This is a genomic window from uncultured Formosa sp. (assembly GCF_947500765.1).
Classification (GTDB): Bacteria; Bacteroidota; Bacteroidia; order Flavobacteriales; family Flavobacteriaceae; genus Formosa.
Window position 1 is genome coordinate 332,626 of sequence record NZ_CANMTH010000001.1, and the last position, 26,996, is coordinate 359,621.

The 26,996-nt window shown below is 32.9% G+C and carries 25 protein-coding genes and 1 tRNA gene; 13 read left to right on the forward strand and 13 right to left on the reverse strand.

From position 1 onward, the window contains the following. Positions 1-33 precede the first annotated feature (33 nt). Positions 34-1,806 (reverse strand): 1-deoxy-D-xylulose-5-phosphate synthase, encoded by a 1,773-nt coding sequence (gene dxs / locus Q1B05_RS01435; protein ID WP_299776790.1) that lies wholly within the window; start codon positions 1,804-1,806, stop codon positions 34-36. A 40-nt stretch (positions 1,807-1,846) separates the two neighbouring features. Between dxs and Q1B05_RS01440 the strand changes: the two genes are divergently transcribed. Then, positions 1,847-2,296 carry a nucleoside deaminase gene (locus Q1B05_RS01440; protein WP_299776792.1) on the forward strand — a complete coding sequence of 150 codons (450 nt, stop codon included), beginning with the start codon at positions 1,847-1,849 and terminating at the stop codon, positions 2,294-2,296. Here the strand turns inward: Q1B05_RS01440 and Q1B05_RS01445 are convergent. The 7 genes from Q1B05_RS01445 to Q1B05_RS01475 form a co-directional block, all read right to left on the reverse strand. Next, positions 2,293-2,532 carry a hypothetical protein gene (locus Q1B05_RS01445; protein WP_299776794.1) on the reverse strand — a complete coding sequence of 80 codons (240 nt, stop codon included), beginning with the start codon at positions 2,530-2,532 and terminating at the stop codon, positions 2,293-2,295. The two genes, Q1B05_RS01440 and Q1B05_RS01445, sit on opposite strands and share 4 nt — an antisense overlap. Position 2,533: 1 nt before the next feature. After that, positions 2,534-4,327 (reverse strand): chloride channel protein, encoded by a 1,794-nt coding sequence (locus Q1B05_RS01450; protein WP_299776796.1) that lies wholly within the window; start codon positions 4,325-4,327, stop codon positions 2,534-2,536. Between the two features lie 46 nt (positions 4,328-4,373). Beyond that, positions 4,374-6,128 carry an aspartate--tRNA ligase gene (aspS, locus tag Q1B05_RS01455; RefSeq protein WP_299776798.1) on the reverse strand — a complete coding sequence of 585 codons (1,755 nt, stop codon included), beginning with the start codon at positions 6,126-6,128 and terminating at the stop codon, positions 4,374-4,376. 476 nt (positions 6,129-6,604) lie between these two features. Then, positions 6,605-10,084, reverse strand: coding sequence for an efflux RND transporter permease subunit (locus Q1B05_RS01460; RefSeq protein ID WP_299776801.1), 3,480 nt, complete (start codon positions 10,082-10,084; stop codon positions 6,605-6,607). 9 nt (positions 10,085-10,093) lie between these two features. After that, entirely contained in the window at positions 10,094-11,260 is a 1,167-nt protein-coding gene (locus tag Q1B05_RS01465; RefSeq protein ID WP_299776802.1) for an efflux RND transporter periplasmic adaptor subunit, read from the reverse strand. Positions 11,261-11,270: 10 nt separating this feature from the next. Beyond that, positions 11,271-12,569 (reverse strand): TolC family protein, encoded by a 1,299-nt coding sequence (locus Q1B05_RS01470; protein WP_299776803.1) that lies wholly within the window; start codon positions 12,567-12,569, stop codon positions 11,271-11,273. 44 nt (positions 12,570-12,613) lie between these two features. Further along, positions 12,614-13,222, reverse strand: a complete 609-nt coding sequence (locus Q1B05_RS01475) for a TetR/AcrR family transcriptional regulator (RefSeq protein WP_299776806.1) — start codon at positions 13,220-13,222, stop codon at positions 12,614-12,616. Positions 13,223-13,351: 129 nt separating this feature from the next. On the opposite strand from Q1B05_RS01475, the gene Q1B05_RS01480 reads away from it, so the two are divergent. Both Q1B05_RS01480 and Q1B05_RS01485 read left to right on the forward strand, forming a co-directional pair. Beyond that, positions 13,352-14,326 (forward strand): polyprenyl synthetase family protein, encoded by a 975-nt coding sequence (locus Q1B05_RS01480; protein ID WP_299776808.1) that lies wholly within the window; start codon positions 13,352-13,354, stop codon positions 14,324-14,326. Between the two features lie 15 nt (positions 14,327-14,341). After that, entirely contained in the window at positions 14,342-14,689 is a 348-nt protein-coding gene (locus tag Q1B05_RS01485; protein ID WP_299777461.1) for a hypothetical protein, read from the forward strand. A 24-nt stretch (positions 14,690-14,713) separates the two neighbouring features. On the opposite strand, the gene Q1B05_RS01490 is transcribed toward Q1B05_RS01485, so the two are convergent. Next, complete coding sequence (locus tag Q1B05_RS01490) at positions 14,714-14,851, reverse strand: hypothetical protein (protein ID WP_299776810.1); 138 nt, start codon at positions 14,849-14,851, stop codon at positions 14,714-14,716. A 53-nt stretch (positions 14,852-14,904) separates the two neighbouring features. Further along, complete coding sequence (locus tag Q1B05_RS01495; protein WP_299776812.1) at positions 14,905-15,432, reverse strand: alpha-ketoglutarate decarboxylase; 528 nt, start codon at positions 15,430-15,432, stop codon at positions 14,905-14,907. Between the two features lie 118 nt (positions 15,433-15,550). Here Q1B05_RS01495 and Q1B05_RS01500 point away from each other — a divergent pair, with 118 nt between their 5' ends. Both Q1B05_RS01500 and odhB read left to right on the forward strand, forming a co-directional pair. Next, a complete protein-coding gene (locus Q1B05_RS01500) occupies positions 15,551-18,310 on the forward strand; it encodes a 2-oxoglutarate dehydrogenase E1 component (protein ID WP_299776814.1) in 2,760 nt (919 codons plus the stop codon). 33 nt (positions 18,311-18,343) lie between these two features. Then, a complete protein-coding gene (odhB, locus tag Q1B05_RS01505) occupies positions 18,344-19,561 on the forward strand; it encodes a 2-oxoglutarate dehydrogenase complex dihydrolipoyllysine-residue succinyltransferase (RefSeq protein ID WP_299776816.1) in 1,218 nt (405 codons plus the stop codon). Between the two features lie 394 nt (positions 19,562-19,955). On the opposite strand, the gene Q1B05_RS01510 is transcribed toward odhB, so the two are convergent. Together Q1B05_RS01510 and Q1B05_RS01515 are read right to left on the reverse strand one after the other, a co-directional pair. Continuing rightward, positions 19,956-20,588 carry a response regulator transcription factor gene (locus Q1B05_RS01510; RefSeq protein WP_299776818.1) on the reverse strand — a complete coding sequence of 211 codons (633 nt, stop codon included), beginning with the start codon at positions 20,586-20,588 and terminating at the stop codon, positions 19,956-19,958. A gap of 33 nt (positions 20,589-20,621) precedes the next feature. Beyond that, on the reverse strand, positions 20,622-21,080 hold the full coding sequence (locus Q1B05_RS01515) for a TIGR02281 family clan AA aspartic protease (RefSeq protein WP_299776820.1): 459 nt from the start codon (positions 21,078-21,080) through the stop codon (positions 20,622-20,624). 55 nt (positions 21,081-21,135) lie between these two features. Here Q1B05_RS01515 and Q1B05_RS01520 point away from each other — a divergent pair, with 55 nt between their 5' ends. The 8 genes from Q1B05_RS01520 (at position 21,136) to Q1B05_RS01555 (ending at position 26,379) form a co-directional block, all read left to right on the forward strand. After that, the gene (locus Q1B05_RS01520; protein ID WP_299776822.1) at positions 21,136-21,903 is read left to right on the forward strand and encodes a TatD family hydrolase; all 768 of its coding nucleotides are present in this window, start codon (positions 21,136-21,138) and stop codon (positions 21,901-21,903) included. Positions 21,904-21,905: 2 nt separating this feature from the next. Then, positions 21,906-22,937 carry an asparaginase gene (locus tag Q1B05_RS01525; protein WP_299776824.1) on the forward strand — a complete coding sequence of 344 codons (1,032 nt, stop codon included), beginning with the start codon at positions 21,906-21,908 and terminating at the stop codon, positions 22,935-22,937. Between the two features lie 72 nt (positions 22,938-23,009). After that, a tRNA-Ser gene (locus tag Q1B05_RS01530) sits at positions 23,010-23,097 on the forward strand. A gap of 88 nt (positions 23,098-23,185) precedes the next feature. Continuing rightward, positions 23,186-23,959, forward strand: a complete 774-nt coding sequence (locus Q1B05_RS01535; protein WP_299776826.1) for a MotA/TolQ/ExbB proton channel family protein — start codon at positions 23,186-23,188, stop codon at positions 23,957-23,959. Between the two features lie 22 nt (positions 23,960-23,981). Then, positions 23,982-24,398, forward strand: a complete 417-nt coding sequence (locus Q1B05_RS01540; RefSeq protein ID WP_299776828.1) for a hypothetical protein — start codon at positions 23,982-23,984, stop codon at positions 24,396-24,398. 6 nt (positions 24,399-24,404) lie between these two features. After that, positions 24,405-25,043, forward strand: a complete 639-nt coding sequence (locus Q1B05_RS01545; RefSeq protein WP_299776829.1) for a biopolymer transporter ExbD — start codon at positions 24,405-24,407, stop codon at positions 25,041-25,043. Positions 25,044-25,059: 16 nt separating this feature from the next. Continuing rightward, the gene (locus tag Q1B05_RS01550; RefSeq protein ID WP_299776831.1) at positions 25,060-25,545 is read left to right on the forward strand and encodes a biopolymer transporter ExbD; all 486 of its coding nucleotides are present in this window, start codon (positions 25,060-25,062) and stop codon (positions 25,543-25,545) included. A 114-nt stretch (positions 25,546-25,659) separates the two neighbouring features. Beyond that, positions 25,660-26,379: a porin family protein gene (locus tag Q1B05_RS01555; RefSeq protein WP_299776833.1), complete on the forward strand. Its 720-nt coding sequence runs from the start codon at positions 25,660-25,662 to the stop codon at positions 26,377-26,379. Here the strand turns inward: Q1B05_RS01555 and Q1B05_RS01560 are convergent. Next, the gene (locus Q1B05_RS01560) at positions 26,374-26,991 is read right to left on the reverse strand and encodes a hypothetical protein (RefSeq protein ID WP_299776835.1); all 618 of its coding nucleotides are present in this window, start codon (positions 26,989-26,991) and stop codon (positions 26,374-26,376) included. The genes Q1B05_RS01555 and Q1B05_RS01560 overlap by 6 nt on opposite strands. Positions 26,992-26,996: the final 5 nt, after the last annotated feature.

A 26,996-nucleotide genomic window follows, 5' to 3' on the forward strand; every position in this document is an offset into this window, starting at 1 on the left:
TTTGGTCCTATTATAATGTAAAAATAAGATTGATTAAATGTTTGTTATAAACAATTTAGCTAAAGATTCTGCATCAAGCCCTAACGATTTTTGAAGTTGTGCTACAGTTCCGTGTTCAATAAATACATCGGGAATACCAAGTATTTCAATAGGTGTATTGTAATTGTGTTTTGCTGCAAAAGTGATAATTGCACTTCCAAAACCACCTAAAATAGTACCGTCTTCAATAGTAAATACTTTAGAATAGGTGCTTAAAATAGTATGTAGCAGAGTCTCGTCTAAAGGTTTTATAAAACGCATATTAAATACAGCGATGTTATTTTGTTGGTCAGGAGTTAATATATTTAATGCGTCTTCAATAGTATAAGCCATCGTACCAATGCTTAAAACGGCAATTTTACGACCTAGTTTAATTGTTTCTCCTTTTCCTATTTCTAATGTTGAAAAAGGCTGTTTCCAATTCAGTTCTCGACCTCGACCACGCGGATAACGAATTGCAATGGGGTGTTTTAATCCTAATTGTGCCGTGTACATGATATTGCGTAATTCAATTTCATTTCTAGGAGCAAAAATAATAAGGTTTGGAATGCACTGTAAATAGGCTAAATCGAATACGCCCTGATGTGTAGCTCCGTCTTCTCCAACCAATCCAGCACGATCTAAACAAAAAATAACTGGTAGATTTTGAAGCGCTACATCATGAATTATCTGATCGTAAGCACGTTGTAAAAACGTAGAATAAATATTACAAAACGGCATAAAACCTTGTGTTGCTAATCCTGCAGATAGTGTAACGGCATGTTGCTCGGCTATACCAACATCAAAAGCACGTTCAGGGAATTCTTCCATCATATGTTTTAGAGAGCTTCCTGTTGGCATTGCAGGTGTAATTCCTATAATTTTTTCATTAGTTTTGGCCAATTCAACAATAGTATGTCCAAATACATCTTGAAATTTTGGAGGTAATATGGTAGTCGACTTTGCGAGTAAATCGCCTGTTTTGGCATTAAATTTACCCGGAGCATGATATTTAACCTGATCTAATTCGGCTTGCTTTAAACCTTTTCCTTTTGTGGTGATAAGGTGAAGAAACTTAGGTCCGGGAACTGTTTTTAAACGTTCTAACTCTGAAATTACTTTTGGTAAATCGTGACCATCTATTGGACCAGAATAATTAAAATTTAAGGCTTCAAAAATATTATCTTGTTTCTGAGTTCCTTTTTTAACGTTGGTTAAATACATTTTTAAAGCACCAACACTTGGATCTATTCCAATAGCATTATCATTCAAAATAACAAGTAAATTGGTATCTGTTACGCCCGCATGATTAAGGCCTTCAAAAGCCATTCCGCTGGCAATAGATGCATCTCCAATTACCGCAATATGTTGTTTGTTAAAATCGCCTTTAAGTTTAGAGGCAATAGCCATACCTAAAGCTGCAGAAATAGATGTAGATGAATGGCCTACTCCAAAAGCATCATATTTACTTTCATCACGTTTAGGGAACCCACTTAAACCTCCTAATTGTCTGTTGGTATCGAATAAGGCTTTTCGCTCGGTTAAAATTTTGTGCACATATGCCTGATGGCCAACATCCCAAATTAAAATATCGTTTGGCGTATTAAATACATAATGCAGAGCAATTGTAAGTTCTACTACGCCTAAGCTTGCTCCTAAATGTCCTTCTTTTGTAGCTACAATCTCAATAATGAAATCGCGTAATTCTTTTGCTAAAAAAGGTAAATGGTCTTTTGCTATTTTGCGAAGATCTTCAGGGGAATCTATTTCTTGTAGTAATTGTCTCATGCGATTACAAATGTACGTTTTGAAATTGTATTTTTACATTATGGAAAATATTTTTGATGATACTTATTTTATGAAGAAGGCTTTACAAGAAGCTGAGGTGGCTTTTGATAAAGGTGAAATTCCCGTAGGAGCCGTAATTGTAATTGATAATAAGATAATTGCTAGAGCGCATAATTTAACCGAAACCTTGACAGATGTAACGGCACATGCTGAAATGCAGGCTATAACTGCAGCAGCAAATTACCTTGGCGGAAAATATCTTAAAAAATGTACGTTATATGTGACTTTAGAGCCTTGCCAAATGTGCGGAGGTGCTTTGTATTGGAGTCAGATTTCTAATATTGTTTATGGTGCTAGAGATGAAAATCGTGGTTGTATTAATTTGAACACAAAATTACATCCTAAAACCATTGTAAGAGGAGGTGTAATGGCTGAAGAAGCATCGGTGTTAATGAAGCGCTTTTTTGTTGAAAAACGAAATCTGAATTAAAGTTTTCTCTTGTCACCTTCCTTATCTCTCATTTTCTCTAGATTTTCTTTGGTTAGCATGTAGTCTCTAACATCTTTATCTTTCCATCTGTAATAAGAAAATAAAGGAAACACAACTAAAAATAGACCAACAACCCCAAATCCAATTAGTTTTTCTGAATATGAGACGTCTATAAAAAAGCCAGAAAGAATGCTTCCGAATGCGAGAACGGCTAAAATAACAATTAGGTTTTTCATGTTAACTCGTAAAATTAATAAGCTGACGACGGTAAGCTGTAAGTAGTTTAGATTTTGAAATGAAACCAATGTATTTTTCATCTCTAACTACTGGAAGGTTCCAAGCGCTTGAGTCTTGAAATTTCTTCATAATATCTTTCATTCTATCTTTGTTAATATCTATAATTTCTGGAGGTGCCTGCATTACATCTCTTGCTACAACTTCATCATATAATGTTTGGTCAAACATAATTGGTCTAATATCATCTAAAAGTATTATTCCTATAATTCTTCCTGATTTTTCACTAATAACAGGAAAAATATTTCGATTAGATTTTACAACGGCTTTGTGTACCAAATCACCTAAAGTCATATTTGGACTAACCTTTACAAATTTTGTTTCGATTAAATTTTCAATATTCATTAAGGTTAAGACGGCCTGATCTTTATCGTGAGTAATTAAATCGCCTTGTCTTGCTAAAGCCATACTATACACAGAATATGGTAAAAAGTATTTAGTTACTGCAAAACAAATCGCAACTGTAATCATTAAAGGAATGAATAGTTTATAACCACCTGTTAATTCTGCAATTAAAAAAATAGCAGTAAGTGGTGCTTGTAATACCCCTCCTAATACTCCTGCCATGCCAACCAGGGTAAAATTACTTTCAGATAAGTGTATTTTAAACACATCTAAAGTATTAACAAATCTAGCAAATCCAAATCCTAATACAGAGCCCATAAATAGGCTAGGAGAGAAAATACCTCCAATACCTCCAGCTCCAAAAGTTAAAGATGTTGCGATAACTTTAAATAAAACTAAGCCAATAAGTAAAGCTATAATAGCCCAATTATTAGTAATATCTATATGCATAAAGTTGTTGGTTACCACTTCTTGAAAATTGCCAGTAACCATATTGTTTATAACCTCGAATCCTTCACCATAAAGCGGAGGAATAAAAAATACAATTATACCTAGACCGGTGCCTCCAATAAGTAAACGTTTTATTGGGGATTTAATGTCGTGAAAAAAATCGTGAAAATAAGCGTATATCTTAGTAAAGTATATAGATGTGAGTGCTGCTAAAACACCAAAGACTATAAAATATGGTACTTGACTAAGTGTGAATTGATCAACTAATTCAAAAGGTAAAATGGTGTCTGTTCCGTAAAATAAATAAGATAATAATACCCCAGAAATAGATGATATAAGTAAAGGTAATAATGAGATTAAAGTTAAGTCTAAACTAAAGACTTCAATAGCAAATACAATAGCGGCAATAGGAGCTTTAAAAATACAAGATATTGCACCAGCTGCAGCGCAACCAATTAATAAGGTACGTGTAGATTGGTTGGTATGAAATAATCTAGAAATATTAGAGCTAATAGCCGCTGCGGTAGATACAGTTGGTCCTTCTAGACCCACCGACCCTCCAAAACCAACTGTTAGTGGCGCTGTAAGTAATGCGGAAAACATTTGAAACTGTTTCATGATTCCTTTTTTCTTCGCAATTGCACGAAGCGTAGCCGGAATACCATGACCAAATTCTTGTCTAATAACATATTTTTTAACTAAATATGTTAGGGTTAAACCTGCAAGAGGGAATAAAAAATAAAATGGGTGATGATAATTACTAACCACTTTAGTCTCCATTAAATGTTGAATAAAGTGGGTAGTGTTTTTAAGAATTACTGCACCTAAACCGGCTATTAAGCCAACCACTATGCTTAAAATATATACGAAATTTCTATGTCCAACATGCTTTGTTTTCCAAAGCAAGAATTTTGTAAGTAAAGATTTTTTTTGTGTTGGCATATTTAGGTGTAAAAATCCCGCAGGAGCGGGATTTTAGATTTTAGTTTTATGATTTAATATTTAATTTTAGGCTTAACTCTTGTAGTTGTAAATCGTCTATTTTCGCAGGTGCATCAATCATGACGTCTCGACCTGAGTTGTTTTTTGGGAATGCGATAAAATCACGAATAGTTTCTTGTCCGCCTAAGATGGCAACTAAACGGTCTAAACCAAAAGCAATACCTCCGTGTGGTGGTGCTCCATATTCAAATGCATCCATTAAGAATCCGAATTGTGCTTTGGCATCTTCTTCAGAGAAACCTAGATGTTTTAACATGATAGCTTGTGTTGCCTTATCGTGAATACGAATAGATCCTCCTCCAATTTCATTACCATTTAAAACTAAATCGTAAGCATTGGCTTTTACTTCTCCTGGATTAGTGTCTAACAATTCTAATTGACCTGGTTTTGGAGATGTGAATGGGTGGTGCATAGCATGGTAACGCTCTGTATCTTCATCCCATTCTAAAAGCGGGAAGTCCATGACCCATAACGGAGCAAATACTTTAGGATCTCTTAATCCTAAACGGTCTGCGATTTCCATACGTAAAGCGCTTAACTGTGCACGTACTTTATTTGTTGGTCCAGAAAGCACACAAATTAAATCGCCTGCTTTAGCGTTTGTTACTTCTGCCCATTTAGCTAAGTCGTCTTGGTTGTAAAATTTATCTACTGAAGATTTAAACGATCCATCGTCGTTACAACGAGAATAAATCATTCCCAAAGCACCAACTTGCGGACGCTTAACCCATTCGATTAATTTATCTATTTCTTTACGAGTATAACTGTTTCCGCCAGGAACAGCAATACCAACAACTAATTCTGCATCATTAAAAACTTTAAAATCTTTATGTTGTGTTACTGCATTTAATTCTCCAAATTCCATTCCGAAACGGATATCTGGTTTATCGTTTCCATATAAACGCATCGCATCGTCGTAAAGCATTCTCGGAAACTTTTTAACCTCTACACCATTTACTTCTTTAAGTAAGTGACGTGTTAAGCCTTCAAATACATCTAAAATATCGTCCTGCTCTACAAAGGCCATTTCACAGTCAATTTGAGTAAACTCTGGCTGTCTGTCGGCACGTAAATCTTCATCTCTGAAACATTTTACAATCTGAAAATATTTATCCATTCCTCCAACCATAAGCAATTGCTTAAAGGTTTGAGGCGATTGTGGTAAAGCATAAAACTGCCCTTGATTCATTCTAGATGGCACAACAAAATCACGAGCGCCTTCTGGAGTAGATTTAATTAAGTATGGTGTTTCTACTTCAATAAAGTCTTGATTAGAAAGGAAATTTCTAACTTCTTGAGCTACTTTATGACGAAAAATTAAATTATTTTTAACTGGATTACGGCGAATATCTAAGTAACGATATTTCATACGTAATTCTTCTCCACCATCCGTTTCGTCTTCAATAGTGAATGGAGGAAGTAGTGCGCTGTTTAAAATGGTTAGTTCAGAAACTAAAATTTCAATATCACCAGTAGCAATATTTGGGTTTTTAGAGGTGCGCTCTATTACCGTACCTTTTACTTGAATAACAAATTCGCGACCTAATTTCTGAGCTTGGCTCATCATGGCTTTTGGAGTGCGTTCTTCATCAAAAATAAGTTGCGTAATACCGTAACGATCACGTAAATCTACCCAAACCATAAATCCTTTATCACGCACTTTTTGTACCCAGCCAGAAAGTGTTACTTCGTTATTTATATGAGACGATCTTAGTTCGCCACAATTATTACTTCTATACATATTCAATTTTTTGATGTGCAAATTTAATGAAGTTAAATGATTAAAAACTAAAAATTACCAAGCTTTATACTCCAGATTTTTTAGTTATATTAACTATAACCTTTTCGTTGGGTTGCCATAGTTGTTATTCGCTTTATTGCCGTCTATTTTTTCTACATTCTTTATAATAGATGTTATATTTTTTGTTTTAAGCAATCTGTAATTGTATTACTTTGTTAAATAATTATGTTTTTGACCGTGTTTTGATATGAAAAATCAATTTTTAAAATTAAATCCCTTGATGTATGTAATGTTGGGTTGAATTATAAATTCTAATAAACTGTATTTAATTTATGGTTTGTAAATACATTAAATAATGTTTTTAGATTGTATTAGTTTGGTTTTGTGTGACTAAATGAATTGTATTGTTAATTATAAACAAAAAAATCCGGAGTATAACGTTCCGGATTTTTAATTTATGTAATGTGTCTTTATTGTTAGTCTGCTACTTTTACAATTCGTTTTTCTGATAACCACATTTTAAATAGTGAGGTTAAGTAGAAAAATACAGGAACAACAATTAAGGTAAGGAATGTTGCTACTAACAACCCGTAGATTACAGTCCAAGCTAAAGGTCCCCAGAATACAACGTTATCTCCTCCTATATATATATTAGGATTAAAATCTTTAACCAAGGTAAAGAAGTTAATGTTTAAACCAATAGCTAACGGTACTAGGCCTAGAATAGTTGTAATTGCTGTTAATAATACAGGACGTAAACGGGCTTTTCCTGCGCGAACAATACATTCATATAAATCTTCTCGACTTAAATATTCATCATCATCTATATCTAGTTCAATTTTCTTCCTGTCTATAAGGAGTTGGGCGTAATCTAAAAGTACTACACCATTATTTACAACAATACCAGCAAGAGAGATAATTCCCATCATAGTCATCATGATTACGAAAGCGTCTCCGGTAACTACAAGTCCACCAAAAACTCCAATAAAACTTAAGAAAATCGCTAACATGATAATTCCTGGTTTTGAAATAGAATTGAATTGGAATATTAAGATGAAAAATATAAGTGCTAATCCAGTAAAGAAGGCTCCTATTAAGAAGGCCATTTGTTTGTTTTGTTCCTCAATCTGACCCGTATAATCTATATTGATGCCTGCAGGTAGATTTTCGAATGTTTTCATTTCATTCTGAATTTGATTAACAATGGCAGCTGCATCTGTAAAACCAGGAGATAAGGCAGAATACACGGTTACTACACGTCTAGTGTCTTTGTGTTTAATGGCGCTATATCCAGAGGTGTTACTTTGTTTTGCTACGGCAGAGACAGGGATTTCTTTAATTTGTCCTGTGTTGTCTCTAAATGTCATTTTCTGATTAAAAATGGCACTAATATTATATCTGTTGTCTTCATTAAAACGTACATAGATATCGTAATCGTCTCCATTTTCTTTATATACACCTGCTTTGCTACCGAAAATAGAATTACGTAATTGCTGCCCAACCTGACTTGCGCTTACGCCTAATTCACCAGATTTTGCTCTGTCTACTTCAACTAACATAGTTGGTTTTCCTTTGTTAACATCAATTTTAAGCTCGTCTATTCCAGGGATGTTTTTCTGGTTAATAAAGTCTCTCATGCTTTGAGCAATTCCAATAAGCTCTGCATAATCATCGCCTTCAATTTCAATATTAATAGGAGATCCTGCAGGTGGTCCGTTTTGATCTTTTTCTACAGAAATTAATATCCCGGGATAAATCCCAACTAATGCTTTTTGTATTTTCTGTCTCAATAATTCACTGTCTTTGCCTCGTCTGTATTTATATTCACGCATAGACGCTGTAATCTTGGCTTTATGAGGCATTTCTGCAGCAGAACCACCATCTGTTTGTGGGTTTCCGGCTCCTTCTCCAACTTGAGATACGGCACTTTCTACTAAAAAGTTGTAGTCGCCATCTTTGTATTCATCATTATCAAGAACATCGTATACCTTTTTCTCTATTTCTTGGGTTATAGCGTTGGTTTTTTCAATATCTGTTCCTTCTGGGTATTCTATGTAAACAATAATTTGATTCGGCTTATTGTCTGGAAAGAATTCAACTTTTGTACGTTGAGATTTTAATGATGCACCAAAGGCAACAAAGGCTAATATTAATAATGTAAATGTTGTTATAGTAATAAAAGCAGGCCATTTTTTACTTAATGCACGTCTTAATTCACGTTCGTAAAAGTTTTCAAAAATAACTAATATTTTTGTTTGGAATGTATTGGCCATTTTTCTTAAAAACAGACGGTAAATCCAAAGCATTCCTGCGGTAAAAATCATTAATCCACCAAGTCCTCTGTAATCTCCTCCGAATATTAAAATAAGCAAACCTATTATAGAAATGATACTTGTAATGGCGATAACATTTTTTAAAGGCATGTCTTTATCTTCAATAGTCATGTATTTAGAAACTAATACCGAGTTAAAAAAGATGGCAACTATTAAAGATGACCCTAAAACGGTTGATAGTGTAATTGGTAAAAGAATCATGAATTTACCCATAACTCCAGGCCAAAGTCCTAGTGGTATAAATGCCGCCACAGTTGTTGCTGTAGAGATAATAATAGGGTAAGCAATTTCGCCAATACCTATTTTTGCAGCTTTTTTCCTGCTCATGCCCTCCTCTTCCATTAAACGATAGACATTTTCTACAACTACAATACCATTATCTACCAGCATTCCTAATCCCATAATTAATCCGAAAAGAATCATGGTGTTTAGGGTATAACCTAAGAAGTTTAATATCATTAAAGACATAAACATAGACATAGGTATAGCGAATCCTACAAAGAGTGCGTTTTTAAATCCTAAGAAAAACATGAGTACAGTAATTACTAGTATAATACCAAAAATAATATTGTTTACTAAGTCGTCTACTTGACCAATGGTAACCGATGATTGATCGTTAGCAATGGTTACTGTTAAATCTTTTGGGAATACATTTTCTTGGGTGTCTTTTACTATTTGCTGGATTTGCTCTGCAGCATCGACCATGTTTTTTCCAGCACGCTTTTTTACATCTAACATCACTACACGATGACCGAATTCGCGAGCATAGGTTGTTCTGTCTTTTTCTTTAAATGAAATTTGAGCAATGTCTTTTAAGTAAATCGGATTATTATTGTCTGATTTAATTACGAAATTATTCAGTTCTGCAGGGGTTTCTACTTCACCTAAAATTCTAATAGTACGACGTTGACCGCTAGAAATTAAATTTCCTGCAGACATGGTTACGTTTCCGCCACGAACGGCATTAATAACATCTGAGAAACTTACTTTTGCAGCCATCATTTTGTAAATGTCTACCGCAATTTCTACTTCTTTATCTTGAGCGCCACGAATGTCTACTTGCTTAATTTCTTGTAAATCTTCAATTTCATCTTGAAGATATTCACCAAAGTCTTTTAATTTATCTACGGGGTAATCTCCAGAGATATTAATGTTAAGAATTGGCATCTCTTCCGATAGGTTTAAATCGAAAGCATTAGGTTCTACTTTTGCATCGTTAAATGTTGGCCAATCTTCACCTGCGGTTTCCGAATCTATTTCGTCTTTAACCTTTTGCTTGGCGGCTTCAACGCTTATGCTCTCATCGAATTCTACAATAATCATAGAATAGTCTTCTTGAGATGTAGATGTTATTTCTACAACATTACTTATAGTTTTAAGTTTGTCTTCTAGAGGATTTGTAATGAGCTTTTCAATATCCTCTGCAGTGTTTCCTGGGTATATAGAACTTACGTAAATTTTAGTTTCTACAACTTCTGGAAAGTTTTCTCTTGGCATTTGGTAATAAGCGGTAATTCCTAAATAGAAAATTACAGCCATTATAACGTAAATCGTGGTTTTGTTATTAATAGCCCACGTCGACATTCCAAATTCTTTGTCTACTTGCTTTTTGTGTTTTGTCATGGTTTAGGCTTAATATTTAATAACTTTAACGGTTTGCCCTTCTCTTACACTACGTGCACCTTCTTTAATAATTTCGGTGCCATCTTCTATACCGCTTAAAACTTCAATTACATCATTTTGCGATTTTCCTGTTTTTATAATGGCGCGATTTACAGTCGCTTCACCTTTATCATTTCTATTAGAAATAACGTAAATGTATTGCTCTCCGTTAGCATTTTCAGAAATGATGCTTAAAGGAATTAATAATGCTTTTTCACTTGTGTAATCGTTAATTTTAAGTTTAGCAGTTAAGTTAGGTTTAATATTTTCTTCTTTATTAGGCACCGCAACTTCTACTTTAAAAGTTCTGTTGGCAGGATTAATAAAATTACTAGCCTGACGAATTTTAGTATTCACGCTAGTTCCTAAAATTGGAAATTCTACTTTTACTTCTTTACCTTCTACAACACTTTTAATATAGTTTTCTGGAACTTCGGTTTCTATATACATGTTTTTTAGGTTTACAATACGCATAAGCTGAGATTGTCCAGGGCTAACAACACTACCTTGTTCTGTAATAATATCGTCTATAACACCAGAGAATGGCGCCGTAATTGCTGCTTTAGCTAATTGTGTTTTTAGCTGATTTACTGCTTGTTCTTGTGCTTCAAAAGAGGATTTTGCTTGAAGAAATTGAATTTCACTTCCTATTTTTTGATCCCAAAGACGTTTTTGACGTTCGAAAGTTGTTTTGGTTAAAGCCAATTGAATTTCGCTTTGAGCCACTTGTTGCTCTAATCCACCGTCGTCAATTCTTGCTAAAAGTTGTCCTTTGTTAACATGTTGTCCTTCTTTTACATAAATGTTTTGAAGAATTCCTGAAGTTTCAGAAAAGATAACAATGTTTTCTTTGGTTTGAACGCTTCCTTGTAACTCTAGAAAGTGTACAAAATTTTCTGATGTTGCTTTAATGGTTGTTACTAATGGCAGTTTTTTAGTATCGTCTAATTCTGCTATTTTTTCATCAATTAATTTTAGTTGTTCACTAATAGCGACCTGTTTTTTCTCTATTTCACTACGTTTAGCGCGTATGGTTTCTAGGTTGCCTTCAGATAAAACTTGTTCTACGGTTTGTTCTTTTCCTCCGCAGGAAATTAATAGAAATGCTAAAGCTGCGATTGTATATATGTGTTTCATAATGGTCTTATTAATTGTTTAATGTGCTTAAGATGGCGTCTAATTCTGCTTTTTTATTTATAATGTCTAGCATAGCTTGTAAATATTCTTGTTGTGCAGAATATAACTGTGTTTGGGCTTGACGTAAATCGAAACTAGAAGAGATGCCTTCAAAAAATTTAACTTCATTTTTACGCTCGATACGCTCTGCTAATTCTAGGTTTAGTTTTTTGTTAGTGTAATCTTCTATTGCAAATTGATAATCACTTTTAGCAGTGTCTATTTGCAGTTTTAGTTGTTGTTCTATTTCGATTAAAGATTCGTTTGCTTTTTCTAAATCTATTCGGGCTTGTTGTGTTGCTGCCGACCGGCCTAACGAGCTAAATATTGGGATGTTTAAACTAACGCCAAGTAAAGACGATGCGTACCATTTCTGATTGTTGTTTGCAAATCCGAAATCTTCTCCATAAGCGTTATATCCACCATTTACATAAGCACTAAGAGTGGGTAAACCTTTACTCATGGCTAATTTTACATACAAATCTTTACTTTCTACATCGTTTTTAGCAATACGGTAATCTATGGTGTTTTCTACGTTTTCATCTGCTGCTAAAGCTTCTAAAGAAGTGTATTGTAAACTTAATGTCTCTAAAGTATCTGTGAGTGTTGTGTCTGTGTTTATGTCTATACCTAAAGTAATATTCAGCATTTGGTATGCTAAAATATTTAGACGTTTTATGTTGTTTAAGTTACTAACTAACCCCGAAAGTGTAATTTTAATTTGTTCAACACTTTCTTCTTCTTCTAATCCGTTTTCAAAGGTTTTCTGAATTTCATATAAATTAGATTCTAAAATCTCTTTGTTACTTTGTAAAATCTTCAGGCTTTCTTCAGATAATAATACGTTTCCGTAGGCATTAATCACTGCTTTTCTTATTTCAAGATCGGTTTTGACTTTAGAGTTTTTAGAAATTTCTAAATACACTTTAGACGCTTGTAAACCTACTAAATACGATCCGTCAAATAATAATTGGCTTAGCGTTGCTGTGGCTCCTATGTTTTGTTTTGTGTTAAATTCTACAGGGATAAATGTGCCTGCATCTCCTCCAAAAATCTCAGCAGGGATTAAAGATACTTGTTGTTTTAACCAGTTTTGGTAATCTATATCTGCATTAATTTGTGGTAAACCCGTTGCTGTTGTTTCCCATTTTTTTTGTTCTGCAATTTCAATATCTTTAATTGCATTTTTTACAGTTCTATTATTTGTTAATGCATAATCTATAGCTTCATTTAGGCTAAAGGAGACTGGCCCTTCTTGCGCAAATGCCATAACGTTTATGCATAAACTGAATAGTATTATTAGTTTGGTTTTCATTATTTATAATTGATTATTGTGTTCTTTTTATTTAATAAATTTAGACCTAAAGGTGTACATATGCCTCTTAAATGATATTCTAAGTAATGATCTAGTAGCTCTTTTAGAGTAAATTGATTAATAGGGAATATTTCGTCGTCTTTAAGGGCTCCCATCGAGCTAAAATATATTCTTGAAATAAATTCTACGTTTAAATTATCTCTATATAGTCCAGCAGAAATTCCTCGGTTTAAATTATCAATAACACAACTTTGCATCACTTCAAATTGTTTCTGTCTTAAAATGGTGTGTATTCGAGGATAGTATTTTTTTAATTGAAATTCTGGCGACTTCTTTTGGTTGCTCATATAGTTTGTAATAAACTCTTTAATTTTAAAAAGTTCTTCTATAGGATTTGCGTCTAAAGTGAAAATGTCATCTATAGATTCAGATATACATTCAAATTTATAAATTGCTGTTGCTTCAATTAATTTTGTTTTTGTTTCAAAATATTGATAAATGGTTTTCTTGGAAATTCCCATTTCGGTAGCAATATCATCCATAGTCACACTTTTAAATCCTAAGTTTAAAAATAGCTCTGCCGATTTTATTATAATCTTCTTTTTCATTCATATTAAATTCGGGGCAAATATAGACAAGGAAACTTAAAAAACAATTAAAGTTTCCAAAGTTTTAATTGTTTGTTAACATTGAAAAACTCTATGTGATAATTACGTTTATTCTGTTATTTTTGTGTCATGCAAAATATATTATACTATCAAGATGCTTTTGTTAGCTACTTGAAAGAATTTAAAACAGACAAAGAGCCTAGGTCTCTATATGAACCAATCGACTATATTTTAAATTTAGGAGGTAAGCGTTTAAGACCCGTTTTAACTTTAATGTCGGCCGAAATTTTTAATGCCGATTATAAAATAGCTTTAAATGCAGCTTTAAGTATTGAGGTGTTTCATAATTTTTCTTTAATTCATGACGATATTATGGACGATGCACCTTTGCGTCGAGGAAACCAAACCGTGCATGAAAAGTGGGATATTAATACAGGTATTTTATCGGGAGATGCTATGCTGATTATGGCATATCAATTATTCGAAAATTACGAACCACAAATTTTTCGCGATTTAGCGAAGTTGTTTAGTAAAACGGCTTTAGAAGTTTGTGAAGGACAACAATACGATGTGGATTTTGAAAATAGAGACGACGTTACTATTCCTGAGTATTTAAAGATGATTGAATATAAAACCGCTGTTTTAGTTGGAGCGGCTATGCAAATGGGAGCAATTGTAGCACAAGCCTCAAAATCGGAACAAGAAGGAATTTATAGTTTTGGAAGAAATTTAGGAATTGCGTTTCAATTACAAGACGATTATCTTGATGCTTTTGGTGACCCTAAAACATTTGGAAAACAAGTAGGAGGAGATATTATAGAAAATAAGAAAACCTTCTTGTATTTAAAAGCTTTAGAGTTTTCTGATAGTGAGCAAGAACGAGAACTTCAGCACTTATTTAGTGTAAGTCCTACAGATAGTAACGATAAAGTACAATCTGTAAAACAATTATTTTTAAGCAGTGGTGCAGCTGATGCCACAACTAAAGCAATTGAAGATTATACCAATAAAGCGTTTTCTGTTTTAAAAACGCTAGATATAAGTGAAGAAAAAAAGAATTTATTAAGACTTTTTGGCGAAAATTTAATGACTCGAAAAGTGTAATTCATATATATTGTGATAGAAATACAAACCATACAAGACCTGTTGAATACATCTTTACAATACGAATTGTATGGTAATTTGGTATTTCAGTTGAATAAAGATTTTAGACTAGCAAATATAGATTTTGATGTAGAAGCATCTATTTTACCTGAAGATTTAAAATTACAATTGCATGAAACGGTGTATAAACTCATACAAAATAAGTTTGCAGAGTATTTGAATTTGCTCTATATTATTGATGTTCCAGAACAACAAATAAAAGCATTAGATGGTAGCGACACTTTAAAGCTGTCTGAGCAAGTTGCATTTTTAATTTTAAAACGCGAATGGCAAAAAGTTTGGTTTAAACATCAATATAAATAGTTATAATGTATAATATGTTTTGTTTTAAAACATATTAAAAACGTGACCAAGCAACCAATAAAGTATTAAGAACACGAAAAACGTGCCAATACAACCACCTTTGCCGCCTCCAATTTTTTTCGCTCCCCAAGCAGCTCCAATAATTCTTAGTAATTTTTCCATTTTATTTTTTTTGAAAAGTATATAGAATTAACATTACAAATTAACGCTATCGATTAAAAATATACCCTTATAAAAGGTGCCCACGGTGAAGCGTAAATACTTTTGTTGTCGTTGTAAAGTACATCGTAACGTACGCCAACTGTAACGTTGTTCGTTTGATAACCTATACCAAGAAGTAAAGCTGGAGACCAATATTTTCTATCTGCATATAAAATTCTATCATTATCATATTTTTTATTCACATATAATTGCTGATATTCTCCTGAAAGCTGAATATTTGGTGTGGGGTTATAAAGTCCAGTTAAAGTACCTCCTATAATGGTAGAAGTATAGAAGTTTTTTTGAGAGTTATATGTAAAATTTAACCCCACTCCTAATGCAAATTGAGAATTAAATTGATAGATGGCAGAAGGTTCTATTGTACCACTAAAAAACTCGTTACCAAAACTAAGACCTAATCCTCCTCCAAATTTAATATTTTCGCTAAAACTTGAGTTTTGTGCATAAATATTCTTAAAACTCAGAGAAAAAAATGAAATTAGGATTATACTTTTAACAAAGTATTTATGGGCTTTATACATGGTCGAGATAAATTTTAGTTAAAATTGCCTTATAAATATAATAAAAAGGTACCTAAGTTTAGTAAAAGTTGTACTTTTGTGTAAAATTTGTCAAAGCGAGAATTTCTCAAATAATATAATGGATAAATATTCCTTTTTAAACGCAGCACCCACAGCATATTTTGCTGAATTATACGATCAATACTTACAAAACCCAGATTCCGTTGAGCCAAGTTGGAGGGCTTTCTTTCAAGGTTATGATTTTGGTAGCGAAAACGATATCGTTGAGTCAGAGTCTATGGAGAATTTCTCTTGTGATCATGTTTCAGAAAACCTAACAAAAGAATTCCAAGTTGTTCAATTGATTGCTGGTTACCGTACCAGAGGGCATTTGTTTACTAAAACAAACCCTGTACGTGATCGTCGAACCTATTCGCCAACATTGGCCTTAGAAAATTTCGGATTATCTAATAGTGACTTAGATACTGTTTTTTCAGCCGGAGAAATCCTAGGTATAGGATCTCAAACTCTGAGAGAGATTGTGAAACATTTAGAGAAAATATACTGCGATTCTATTGGTATAGAATATATGTATGTTAGAAATCCTGAACGTAAGACTTGGATTCAACAAAAATTGAATATCAACGACAATCAGCCTAATTTCGATGTAAAGCATAAGAAGCATATTCTTAAAAAACTAAACGAAGCCGTGTCTTTCGAAAGTTTCCTACATACTAAGTATGTTGGTCAGAAACGATTTTCGTTAGAAGGGGGAGAGTCTTTAATTCCTGCACTAGATGCAGTTATTGAAAAAGCAGCAGATTATGGCGTAAAAGAATTTGTAATGGGAATGGCTCACCGTGGTCGTTTAAGTACGCTTACAAATATTTTCGGAAAATCGGCTAAAGATATCTTCAGTGAATTTGACGGTAAAGACTATGCCGAAGAGATTTTTGATGGCGATGTAAAATATCATTTAGGTTGGACGAGTAATCGTGAAACCGATAACGGAAAAAAAATAAACCTAAACATCGCTCCAAACCCATCGCATTTAGAAACGGTAGGAGCCGTTGTAGAAGGTATTGTTCGTGCTAAACAAGACGATAAATATGCAGAAAATCCATCTCAAGTTCTACCAATTGTAGTTCACGGAGATGCTGCAATTGCTGGTCAAGGTTTAGTTTACGAAATCGTGCAAATGGCACAGCTAGATGGTTATAAAACCAATGGAACGCTTCATATTGTTGTAAATAACCAAATCGGATTTACAACCAATTATTTAGATGCACGTTCTAGTACCTATTGTACAGATGTTGCTAAAGTAACTTTGTCTCCAGTATTACACGTAAACGCAGATGATGTTGAAGCTGTTGTACATGCGATGCTTTTTGCTTTAGATTTCAGAATGCATTTTAAACGCGATGTATTTATTGATTTATTAGGATATAGAAAATATGGGCATAACGAAGGTGATGAACCTCGTTTTACGCAACCTAAATTATATAAAGCTATTGCTAAGCATAAGAATCCTAGAGATATTTATGCTGAAAAATTAATAAGTGAAGGCGTAATCGATAAAGGTTATGTTAAAGAGCTTGAAGCAGCTTATAAAGCGAGTCTAGAAGAAGAGTTAGTTGATTCTCGTAAAGAAGAAAAAACAGTGATCACGCCTTTCATGAAAGATGAATGGAAAGATTTTGTTCGCGTTACCGAACAAGATATGATGAAACCTGTAGATACAACAGTATCAAAAGAAAAATTAGCACAAATCGCAAATGTGATATCTAATTTACCTGAAGATAAAAAGTTTATTCGTAAGATTGAACGTTTAGTACAGTCTAGAAAAACGATGTTCGAAGAAGATAGGTTAGATTGGGCTATGGCAGAACATTTAGCATATGGAACACTTCTAGAAGAAGGTTTCGATGTTAGAATGTCTGGACAAGATGTGGAGCGTGGTACATTTTCGCACCGTCATGCTGTTATTAAGGTAGAAGATAGTGAAGAAGAAGTGGTATTACTTAATAAGTTAAGCGATACTCAAGGAAGATTCTTTATTTATAACTCCTTATTATCTGAGTATGGTGTTGTAGGATTCGATTATGGTTATGCTATGGCTAGTCCTAAAACATTAACCATTTGGGAAGCACAATTTGGAGACTTTGGTAACGGAGCTCAAATTATGTTAGACCAATATATCTCTGCCGCAGAAGATAAATGGAAACTTCAAAACGGATTGGTAATGTTATTACCACACGGTTATGAAGGTCAAGGTGCAGAACACTCATCGGGGCGTATGGAGCGTTATTTACAATTGTGTGCTAAAGACAATATGTTTGTAGCAGACTGTACAACACCTGCAAATATTTATCATTTGTTGCGTAAACAAATGAAATCTAATTTTAGAAAGCCTTTAATTGTTTTTACTCCTAAGAGTTTATTACGTCATCCAAAAGTGGTGTCTACTGTAGATGAGTTTGCAAACGGAAGTTTTCAAATGGTTATAGATGATGAGTCTGTAACGGTTGAAAAAGTTAAATCACTTGTGTTTGTCACTGGTAAATTCTATTACGATTTATTAGAAGAGAAAGAAGAACAAGGAAGAGACGATATTGCATTAGTGAGAGTAGAGCAATTATTCCCATTACCTGCAACTGCAATTAGAGATGCGATTGCTAAATATAATAATGCTGAAGAAGTTGTTTGGGCACAAGAAGAGCCAAGAAACATGGGGGCTTATGCTCATATGTTAATGCATTTAGACGAAGCAAAAACTTTCAGATTTGCAGGTAGACGTCCTTATGGTGCACCAGCAGCGGGTAGTGCTACACGTTCTAAACGCCGTCATAAAGAAGTAATCGACTTTGTTTTCGATAAAACAAAAAACAACCAACGATAATTTAAAAATAAGATTAAACTAAAATATTGAACGATGATTTTAGAAATGAAAGTACCTTCTCCTGGAGAATCTATCACAGAAGTTGAAATAGCAACATGGTTAGTCCAAGATGGTGATTATGTAGAAAAAGATCAAGCAATTGCTGAGGTTGATAGTGATAAAGCAACACTAGAGCTTCCTGCTGAAGAAAGTGGAATCATAACGCTTAAAGCAGAAGAAGGAGATGCTGTTGCTGTTGGTGAGGTTGTATGTTTAATAGATACAAGTGCTGCAAAACCAGAAGGTGATGCGCCCGCTAAAGAAGATAAAAAAGAAGAAGTTACTGCTCAAAAAGCTGAAGCTCCTAAAGCTGCTCCTGTAGCAGAAAAAACATATGCATCTGGTACAGCAAGTCCTGCCGCTAAAAAGATTTTAGCAGAAAAAGGTATGGATGCTGCGAGTATAGTAGGTACGGGTAAAGCAGGTCGTGTAACTAAAGACGATGCTGTTCAGGCAAGACCATCTATGGGAACTCCAACAGGAGGAAGTAGAGGCGAGTCTCGTTCTAAATTATCAATGTTACGTCGTAAAGTTGCAGAACGTTTAGTTGCTGTTAAAAACGAAACGGCAATGCTAACAACTTTTAATGAAGTTGATATGTCTCCAATCTTTTCTTTAAGAAAAGAATACAAAGAAGAATTTAAGGCTAAGCATGGTGTTGGTTTAGGGTTTATGAGTTTCTTTACTTTAGCAGTTGTTAGAGCATTAGAAATGTACCCAGCTGTAAATTCTATGATGGATGGTAAAGAAATGCTTTCTTACGATTTTTGTGATATTAGTATTGCGGTTTCTGGACCTAAAGGATTAATGGTCCCAGTAATTAGAAATGCTGAAAACTTAAGTTTTAGAGGTGTTGAAGCTGAAGTTAAACGTTTAGCACTTCGTGCAAGAGACGGTCAGATTACTGTAGATGAAATGACGGGCGGAACATTTACTATTACTAATGGAGGTGTATTTGGTAGTATGTTGTCTACACCAATTATTAATCCACCTCAAAGTGGTATTCTAGGTATGCATAATATTGTTGAGCGTCCAGTCGCTGTAGATGGTCAAGTTGTTATTAGACCAATTATGTATGTAGCCTTATCTTACGATCATAGAATTATAGATGGTAAAGAAAGTGTAGGATTCTTAGTTGCTGTTAAAGAAGCTTTAGAAAATCCACAAGAATTATTAATGAATAACGATGTTAAGAGAGCTCTAGAATTATAGAGAGAGCTTAGTTATCTATTATAAATAAAAAAAGGACAATCAAATGATTGTCCTTTTTTTTATTTGGTTACGTTAATGTGTGAAAAATACAAAATAGATTTAACGCAATAATCATTAAGGCAGACATTGATACGCCTACAGTAAATAATACTTGTTGAGAATGAGAATGTGTTTGATTTTCCATAATACTTGAATTGGCAGTTTTAGAGGAATTAAAAACAATCTAGTTTGACTTATTAAAGTTAAAATATGTAAAATGAACGTCTCTAAATTAAAAACTCTGCACCATTATAGTGCAGAGTTAAATTAATAATCCTCCCTAAGAACTAATTAATAGCACTGTAAATGTATTGGAAATAAGTGTAGTATGAAATACGTAAGCATACGTATTTTTTTAAAAAATGTCTTTATTGTTTGTAACCCAAATAAATAAGGCATTGGGTTTGCCGTGAAGATTAAGCTTATTTACAATATTGCTTCTATGTTTATCAATAGTTCTGGAAGACACATTTAATTCGTCTGCTATTTCAGGGCTTGTTTTGTTTTGGGCAATCTGTTTAATAATTTTTATTTCGGTTTTGGTAAGTTTATTTAAAACCGTTAACGCTGTGTTGGTTTGTGATTTCTCTAGATTAGGAATAATATCTTGACTAAAATAAGGCTGATTATTTATCACACTTTCAATACAATTTTCAATTTCTTCAACAGCAAATTCTTTTAAAATATATCCGTATATATTTAATTCCTTGGCTTGGTTGTAAACGTCTTCGCGTTTATCAAAAGTGATTAAAATAATTTTTGTAGGTATATCATTCTTTTTGCAATCCTCTGCAATTTCAATTCCTGTTCTGTTGGGCATTCTAATATCTAGAATTGCAATTTCAGGTTTTAATTTTATAATTAGGTTGTATGCAGATTGTCCATCGGTAGCGCTTCCTACAATGTTGTAATTTATAGAAGTAAGATAATTTGTCATGCCCTTAAGCATTAAAGGGTGATCATCTGCTATTACTATCGATGTTTTCATGAGGAGGCTTTGTGTTTACAACCTCTAAATATACTATTTCTTATTTAAAGGTGTTTTTTTAAGGTATAGATATTTCTTATCATAATCTATAATACCTTTTCCTTTTTTAAGAATATCAGCTCCAATAATACCATCTACAGGTGTAGAATTATGATTAATTAAAGCGGTATTAACATGTGTTAAGTCAAACAAAATTAAAGCAAGGTTGTTTTTTTTCCATTTTCCAATTTTTATAGTGTTTTTTTTGGAAAGCTGAGTAACCATATCTGTCGCTCCAGCACCTGCAGCTTTAATTTCTGAATCTTTTACTTTTAATTTAAAACGTTCTATGGCTTCAAATCCAACGCAAGAACTTGAAGCGCCAGTATCTAAAATGAAAAGTCCTCTTTGACCATTTATTGTTGCTGAAATTTCAAAATGATTGGTTTTTGTCAGTTTTAATTTAATTTTAACGTAATCTTTATCTAATAGAAATTCTTGAAGTGATGTCATCTTAAAAAAAATAATTTAAGCAAATATAGTGATGTAAAACCATTAATTTTGTAGAATGATTATTACAGACACACACACACATTTATACAGTGACGCTTTTGATGTAGATAGAGAAGAAATGATTCAACGTGCTATAGACGCTGGTGTTTCAAGATTCTTTATACCTGCAATAGATTCAACTCATACAGGGCATATGCTTGAGTTAAAACGCAATTTTCCTGACCATATGTTTCTAATGTCGGGTTTGCATCCAACAAGTGTAAAAGACAACTATAAAGAGGAGTTGCTTCATGTAGAGCAGCAACTAAGTCAAAATAAATATTATGCTATTGGCGAGATTGGTATTGATTTATATTGGGATCGCTCTACTTTAACAATTCAACAAGATGCTTTTAGGCAGCAAATTAAATGGGCTAAATCTTATAAATTACCCATTGTAATTCATTGTAGAGAAGCGTTCGACGAAGTTTTTGCTATTTTAGAAGAAGAAAAAGGAGATGATTTATTCGGACTTTTTCATTGTTTTACAGGAACTTTAGAACAAGCGCAACAAGCAATATCTTATAATATGAAATTGGGAATAGGAGGAGTTGTGACTTTTAAAAATGGTAAAATAGATAAGTTTTTGAAAGAAATAGACCTAAAACATATTGTTTTAGAGACAGATTCGCCTTATTTAGCGCCAACACCATATCGAGGGAAACGAAATGAAAGTGTCTATATTTTAAAAGTCGTAGAAAAATTATCCGATATTTATCAGGTTTCAGAAGAAGACATTGCAGCTATTACAACTCAAAATTCAAAAGCCATTTTTGGTATATAGTAATGACGAAGTCTAAAACTAATATTTTACTTATTTACACAGGCGGAACCATTGGTATGGTTAAAGATTTTGAAACAGGAGCATTAAAAGCATTCGATTTTAAAAATCTATTAGATAAAATTCCAGAATTAAAGCAATTAGATTGTGGTATAGAAACATTTTCATTTCCAGAACCTATAGATTCTAGTAATATGAATCCAGAATATTGGATCGAAATAGCTAAAATAATAGAATCTAATTATGATGATTTTGATGGATTTGTAGTGCTACATGGAAGTGATACCATGAGTTATACTGCTTCGGCTTTAAGTTTTATGCTTGAACATTTAGCAAAACCAGTCGTTTTTACGGGATCTCAGTTGCCAATAGGTGATTTGCGTACAGATGCTAAAGAAAATCTAATTACGTCCATTCATGTGGCTTCTTTGCAACGTTACAATAAGCCAGTGATAAGGGAGGTGACCTTGTATTTTGAATATAAATTATACAGAGCAAATAGAACAACAAAAATTAATGCAGAACATTTCGAAGCTTTTGCTTCTTTAAATTATCCGGATTTAGTAACATCTGGTGTGCATTTAAAAGTGAATCATGATTATTTGTTTAAGCCAAATCTTAAAAAAAACTTTAAAGTTCATAAAGTTTTAGATGTTAATATTGCCTTAATAAAACTTTTTCCCGGAATTTCTGAAGGTGTTTTGCAAAGCATTTTTAATACTCCAGGATTAAAAGGAGTGGTTTTGGAAACTTATGGCGCAGGAAATTGTACTACCGAATCTTGGTTTTTTAATATTTTAAAAGCTGCAATTTTAAAAGGAATTCACATTGTAAATATTACACAGTGTTCGGGTGGAAGTGTGCTTATGGGACAGTATCAAACTAGTGAACAGTTAAAGAAAATGGGGGTTATTTCTGGAAAAGACATCACTTCAGAGGCTGCAATATGTAAATTGATGTATTTACTTGGTCAGAATGTTTCTGCTAAAGTATTCAAAACCATATATGAAACATCTTTGAGAGGAGAAATGACTTAAAATTAACTGATAAAATTTTCAGGTCTTAAAGATTTTTTGTTATTTGCCGTATGTAATGAAAAAGTAAAAAACAGAGAGGTGGCCGAGTGGTCGAAGGCGCACGCCTGGAAAGTGTGTATACGCCAAAAGCGTATCGAGGGTTCGAATCCCTTCCTCTCTGCAGATAATTCTGATGACGTTTTTTGTTTTTTAATTACAATTTTTTTATATCTTTAACACTTTAACTAATAAAATTAAGATCAAGAACAATGAAAAGATTATTTTCTATCCTAGCCATTACACTTATGGTGGCATTCGGAACTGTTAATGCAACTACAACTAGCGCTGCTGCTGTAGCAACTACCGTAGTTTCTTCAATTCAAGATGATGCAGCCGCAACTGCAACTGAAGATTTAGGTTTTCACCAAGAATTAAAAAAACGTTTCATCGAAGGTGGGGCTGGATTCATGGGAATCGTACTATTATGTTTAATTCTAGGTTTAGCAATCGCTATTGAGAGAATTATCTTTTTAAATTTATCTTCAACAAACACAAAAAAATTAACTCAAAAAGTAGAAGATGCATTACAATCAGGTGGTGTTGAAGCTGCAAAGGAAGTTTGTAGAAATACAAAAGGACCTGTTGCATCTATTTTTTATCAAGGTTTAGATAGAACCGATGAAGGTTTAGAAGCTGCTGAAAAAGCTGTTGTATCTTACGGTGGTGTTCAAATGGGACAACTTGAGAAAAACGTGTCTTGGATATCATTATTTATCGCTTTGGCTCCGATGTTAGGATTCATGGGTACAGTAATTGGTATGATTCAAGCCTTCGATAAAATTGAAGCTGCAGGAGATATGCAACCATCACTTGTTGCAGGGGGTATTAAAGTAGCCTTATTAACAACTGTATTCGGTTTAATCGTTGCAATTATTCTTCAAATCTTTTATAATTACATTATTGCTAAAATTGATAGTATCGTTAACGATATGGAAGATGCTTCAATTACATTAATGGACTTGTTAATTAGATACAAGAAGTAATAATTTTAAAACACATTAAACGATGAGTTTACATAAAATATTAAAAATTATTGTTGGCGTACTATCAGTTATAGGAATCATCTTCGCATTGATGATTATAACTGGAAACGAAAGTATGATCGATAATATGTTATATGTTACTTATTTAGTTCTTGCTATCATTATAGCGCTTGTTATAGTGTTTGTGGTTAAAGGATTATTTGAGGGAGACATTAAAAAGACCTTACTATCAGTAGGAGCATTTGTTGTGATATTATTTATATCTTACGCAATGTCATCTGGTACAGATTTAGATCTAACACCTTTCCTTGATAAAGGAATGGATGTTACAGAATCAACTTCTAAGTATGTTGGAGCTGGACTGTTTGCCTTTTATGGCTTAGCTATTATAGCTATCGGTTCTATGGTATACGCTAACATTAAAAAATTAATAAACTAAGTAATTATGGCAAAAAGATCAGCACCAGAAGTTAATGCAGGCTCTATGGCTGACATCGCTTTCTTACTTTTAATTTTTTTCTTAGTAACAACAACTATTGAAACTGATTCAGGTTTGAGTAGAAAACTTCCACCTTTGGATGATTCTCAACAACAAGATGTAATTATTAAGGAAAAAAATATTTTCCAATTACAAGTTAATAAAAACAACGATTTGTTATTGAAAACTGGAGGAGAAGAGAAAGTGATTGAAATCAAAGACTTGCGTAAAGCTGCAGTTGATTTCTTAGATAATGGTGGTGGAACTGGCGCAGATGCTTGTAAAAACTGTCAAGGTAGAAGAAGTCCAAAATCTTCAGATAACTTTGATAAAGCTATTGTGTCTTTACAAAACGATAGAGGAGCTCAATATGACGTGTATATTGCTATACAAAACGAGATATTAGCTGCTTACAATCAAATTAGAAATAGAGAATTTAGAAAAGCCTATCCTAATTTAGATATGAGTTTTGTAGAAGCTGATAAAAAGTATTCAGACCCTAGAACATCATCTTCTGAGAAAGAGAAATTAAAAGAGAAATTAGAGGCTATTAAAATTTTAGTACCTCAAAAATTCTCTGAAGCAGAGCCTAAAAAGTCTAATTAGATAAACACGAAAATTTATGTCTAAATTTAAAAAGAAAAACGGAGGGGAATTACCTGCAATATCTACCGCATCATTACCGGATATTGTATTTATGTTGTTATTCTTCTTTATGGTGGCTACTGTAATGAGACAAAATACTTTAATGATTGACAACAAATTACCTGCTGCAGATCAAGTTGAAAAACTAGATAAAAAGGATTTGGTAATGTATATCTATGCTGGTAAACCTAGTCAAAGATTTGAAAGTCAATATGGTACAGAGTCTAGAATTCAATTAAATGATAAGTTTGCAGATGTTTCTGAAATTGCAGCATTTATTGCATCAGAAAGAGCCTCTAAACGTGAAGAATTAGTACCATTTTTAACAACAGCTTTAAAAGTTGATAGTAAATCTAATATGGGTTTAGTATCAGATATCAAGCAAGAATTACGTAAAGTAAATGCGTTAAAAATAAATTATACTACTAGAAAGGGTGATGCACTTGCTGGTTTAAAGAAATAAGTTTACTCTTAATTTTATATTAAAAAAGGTGTTTTGATTTTATCAAAGCACCTTTTTTATATTCTATTAATTAAATGTTTTTCCTTTTCATTAAGTTTGTTTAACTAGTTTATTATGAAAAATTATTACATTTTAATTTGTTTTGTCTGCTTTGGGTTCTCTCATACTAGTTATGCTCAAAAAGAAGTCTTAGATTCTTTAACTGTAATTGATTCTTTATATAAAGAAGACCAGTTTTATTTTTCTATAACTTATAATATTTTAAGCCAATTACCTTCGGGAATAGACCAAACTGGTTTTTCTTTAGGTTTACATGCAGGATTTATTAAAGATATGCCTTTAAACAAACAACGTAATATTGCGCTTGGAATAGGCTTAGGTTACTCTTATAGTTCGTATAACCAGAACTTGGGAATTATAAAGGACGATGATAACGTAGCGAACTATTTTGTGTTAGATGATAGTTACGAATTTGACTACAGTAAGAATAATTTCTACTTGCATATGTTGGAATTGCCTATAGAGTTTAGGTGGCGAACATCTACACCTTCAGATTATCGTTTTTGGCGTGTTTATGCGGGTTTTAAAGTGGGTTACGTGTTTTCTCATATTACTAACTTTCAAGGGGAAGTAGGTCATCTAAGATACACCGATATTGAAGGGTTTAATAATTTTCAATATGGTTTAACTTTAAGTGCAGGTTATAATACTTGGAATTTTTATGTGTATTATGCATTGAATCCTATTTTTAACGATGATGTAAAAACAGTGGTTAATCAAGATCCTGTAAAGATGACTGCTATTAAATTGGGTTTAATTTTCTACTTGTTATAACCAGTTTGGTATGAGTATAAGTTGTGGTATAAATCCAGTTGCACAACCTATTATTAACTCGGCATAATTGTGTGCATTTAAGCTTAGTCTGGAAGTTGCTACGGCACCCATAATAAATATAATTAGTGCAATACTTCCTAACATGTTTATACTAAAATGGATACTTAATCCTATAAAAAACATGCATACTCCAGAAATTGCAGCCAAATGAATACTCGCTTTAAAGTTTAGTATATTTAAGATTAAACAACTTAAAGTAGTAGCTAATATGCCGACAAAGAAATAATATAATTCTATTAAATCGTCGTGAGGTGTAATTACTTTTTTAATTACAATTAGTATTATAATACAAAAAACAATTAACGGTGTAATACGCTCTTTTGCTTTTGTGAGCTCTACCGAATTAATTCTACCCATTGTTTTTAGTAAAATAACAACCAATATTGGCAATATTAAGGTTAAAATACTAATAGAAACTAATTTTGTTTGTATTAGTGCCGTTGGTATAAACCTAGGAGATTTGGAAAAGTAAAAAGCGACACCAATTAAAGGCATAAATACCGGATGAAATATATAAGAAATACTCTGTTGTATAAATTTAGTTAAGCTCATTTACT

Excerpts from the sequence above, each read along its gene's own strand:
- Q1B05_RS01525 (WP_299776824.1), top strand. The coding sequence starts at position 21,906 with ATGACGAAGTCTAAAACTAATATTTTACTTATTTACACAGGCGGAACC.
- Q1B05_RS01450 (WP_299776796.1), bottom strand. The coding sequence starts at position 4,327 with ATGCCAACACAAAAAAAATCTTTACTTACAAAATTCTTGCTTTGGAAA.
- Q1B05_RS01515 (WP_299776820.1), bottom strand. The coding sequence starts at position 21,080 with ATGACATCACTTCAAGAATTTCTATTAGATAAAGATTACGTTAAAATT.
- Q1B05_RS01490 (WP_299776810.1), bottom strand. The coding sequence starts at position 14,851 with ATGGAAAAATTACTAAGAATTATTGGAGCTGCTTGGGGAGCGAAAAAA.
- Q1B05_RS01555 (WP_299776833.1), top strand. The coding sequence starts at position 25,660 with ATGAAAAATTATTACATTTTAATTTGTTTTGTCTGCTTTGGGTTCTCT.
- Q1B05_RS01540 (WP_299776828.1), top strand. The coding sequence starts at position 23,982 with ATGAGTTTACATAAAATATTAAAAATTATTGTTGGCGTACTATCAGTT.
- Q1B05_RS01475 (WP_299776806.1), bottom strand. The coding sequence starts at position 13,222 with ATGAAAAAGAAGATTATAATAAAATCGGCAGAGCTATTTTTAAACTTA.
- Q1B05_RS01550 (WP_299776831.1), top strand. The coding sequence starts at position 25,060 with ATGTCTAAATTTAAAAAGAAAAACGGAGGGGAATTACCTGCAATATCT.
- Q1B05_RS01440 (WP_299776792.1), top strand. The coding sequence starts at position 1,847 with ATGGAAAATATTTTTGATGATACTTATTTTATGAAGAAGGCTTTACAA.
- Q1B05_RS01465 (WP_299776802.1), bottom strand. The coding sequence starts at position 11,260 with ATGAAACACATATATACAATCGCAGCTTTAGCATTTCTATTAATTTCC.
- Q1B05_RS01500 (WP_299776814.1), top strand. The coding sequence starts at position 15,551 with ATGGATAAATATTCCTTTTTAAACGCAGCACCCACAGCATATTTTGCT.
- Q1B05_RS01495 (WP_299776812.1), bottom strand. The coding sequence starts at position 15,432 with ATGTATAAAGCCCATAAATACTTTGTTAAAAGTATAATCCTAATTTCA.
- Q1B05_RS01560 (WP_299776835.1), bottom strand. The coding sequence starts at position 26,991 with ATGAGCTTAACTAAATTTATACAACAGAGTATTTCTTATATATTTCAT.
- Q1B05_RS01510 (WP_299776818.1), bottom strand. The coding sequence starts at position 20,588 with ATGAAAACATCGATAGTAATAGCAGATGATCACCCTTTAATGCTTAAG.
- aspS (WP_299776798.1), bottom strand. The coding sequence starts at position 6,128 with ATGTATAGAAGTAATAATTGTGGCGAACTAAGATCGTCTCATATAAAT.
- Q1B05_RS01545 (WP_299776829.1), top strand. The coding sequence starts at position 24,405 with ATGGCAAAAAGATCAGCACCAGAAGTTAATGCAGGCTCTATGGCTGAC.
- Q1B05_RS01480 (WP_299776808.1), top strand. The coding sequence starts at position 13,352 with ATGCAAAATATATTATACTATCAAGATGCTTTTGTTAGCTACTTGAAA.
- dxs (WP_299776790.1), bottom strand. The coding sequence starts at position 1,806 with ATGAGACAATTACTACAAGAAATAGATTCCCCTGAAGATCTTCGCAAA.
- Q1B05_RS01535 (WP_299776826.1), top strand. The coding sequence starts at position 23,186 with ATGAAAAGATTATTTTCTATCCTAGCCATTACACTTATGGTGGCATTC.
- odhB (WP_299776816.1), top strand. The coding sequence starts at position 18,344 with ATGATTTTAGAAATGAAAGTACCTTCTCCTGGAGAATCTATCACAGAA.
- Q1B05_RS01470 (WP_299776803.1), bottom strand. The coding sequence starts at position 12,569 with ATGGCATTTGCGCAAGAAGGGCCAGTCTCCTTTAGCCTAAATGAAGCT.
- Q1B05_RS01460 (WP_299776801.1), bottom strand. The coding sequence starts at position 10,084 with ATGACAAAACACAAAAAGCAAGTAGACAAAGAATTTGGAATGTCGACG.
- Q1B05_RS01445 (WP_299776794.1), bottom strand. The coding sequence starts at position 2,532 with ATGAAAAACCTAATTGTTATTTTAGCCGTTCTCGCATTCGGAAGCATT.
- Q1B05_RS01520 (WP_299776822.1), top strand. The coding sequence starts at position 21,136 with ATGATTATTACAGACACACACACACATTTATACAGTGACGCTTTTGAT.